General features: G+C 44.7%; 1 protein-coding gene. It reads left to right on the top strand.

The window, feature by feature from the left end:
* The first annotated feature begins 268 nt into the window (after positions 1–268).
* A complete protein-coding gene (locus LF817_RS19950; RefSeq protein WP_253937563.1) occupies positions 269–1,492 on the top strand; it encodes an IS110 family RNA-guided transposase in 1,224 nt (407 codons plus the stop codon).
* The last annotated feature ends 107 nt before the right edge of the window (positions 1,493–1,599 follow it).

Here is a 1,599-nt window from a genome sequence, read left to right as displayed (position 1 = left end):
CCACCTTTAACATAGACGTTCATGCTAATTTTTCGCACCATGACATATGAAAATGGTTCCCTAGCGGGTATTAGTATAGTACAGTCAGCGGCTCCTATCAAAGATCGAGAAGGCGTGATGTCACCGAACTCGCAACATAGACGGATCTTCGGAAGCAAGTGTACCATGGACTGTCGCTCTCTTTTGAGAAGCACGTAGGGTAGATTACACAAGACGCTTCCGAATGGAGTGCTGGCTGTGCACTCTATAAAGGGAGGAGCGAACCTCTATGCATGTTGTAAGCGACCGTGTGTGTGGAATGGATGTGCATAAGAAGAGTATTACCGCATGTCTTTTACTTTTTGATCAGAAGGAAATTCGCACGTTCGGGACCATGACCGATGACTTGCTTGCCTTATCTGATTGGATCCGGATGAATGGCTGCACCCATGTGGCGATGGAAAGCACAGGCATCTACTGGAAGCCGATTTACAACCTTTTAGAACTAGAAGCAAGTTTATCGGTTTATGTCGTCAACGCCCAACATATCAAACAAGTTCCAGGAAGAAAAACCGATGTGAAGGATGCCGAATGGATCGCCGAGCTATTGAAACATGGGTTACTCAAGCCGAGCTTTATCCCGAATCGAGAACAACGGGAGTTACGCGAGCTTGTACGGTACCGTCGCAGTCTGATTGATGAGAGAGCGCGGGAAGCCAATCGAATCCAAAAAGTGTTAGAAGGGGCCAATATTAAGCTTGGTTCCGTAGCTACCAATGTATTAGGAGTTTCCGGTCGGTTGATCCTTCAAGGTTTAATTAGTGGAAATACGAATGCGAAAACTTTAGCCCAACATTCAAAGGGGAGCCTTCGCAAAAAAATTCATCTCTTAGAACGTTCTTTGTATGGCCTAGTGGGACCGCATCAGCGTAAGATGCTTAAAACTCAATTAGACCATATTGAATTCCTAGAAAAACAGATTGAAGACCTGACTCAAGAAATTGACACTCGTATGGCCCCTTTTGAAGAAGACCTCGTTCTTTTAGATTCTATCCCCGGAATCGGCCGAGTAACCGCCCAGCATCTTTTAGCAGAAATAGGACCGGATATGGGGCGATTTGGGGGAGCAGACCGACTGACTTCATGGGCCGGTATGGCACCGGGACAAAACGAGAGCGCAGGTAAAAAACGCAACACACGTACACGAGATGGAAATAAATATCTGCGAAGTGCATTAGTAGAAGCAGCTACCAGCGCCACTCGCAAGAAAGACACTTATCTGTATGCCAAGTACCAAAGACTTAAAATTCGTCGCGGAGCTAAAAAAGCAAGAGTTGCGATTGCCCGCACATTACTCGTAATCATGTATCACTTATTAACAAAAAAGGAAATGTACAAAGAACGAGGGGCCGTCCAGTACAACCAACAAGCATTGGAAGCTAAGAAACAAAAAGCTATAAAAAGTCTCCAACGATTAGGTTTTGTAGTCGACATATCGCCACAGTCGGCTTAGATGAATGGTGAAATCAATATCAGAATGGTTCAGGGATTTTAAAAAAAGTAATAAGATCCCCTTTATTTAGTGCGGCCTTAAAGCAGTATTTATTTTCAGGGTAGCCT

The organism is Halobacillus sp. A1, assembly GCF_024189295.1.
Lineage (GTDB): Bacteria > Bacillota > Bacilli > Bacillales > Halobacillaceae > Halobacillus_A.
Note: the sequence above shows the minus strand (reverse complement) of the source record. Positions and strands in the feature narration are given on the sequence as shown.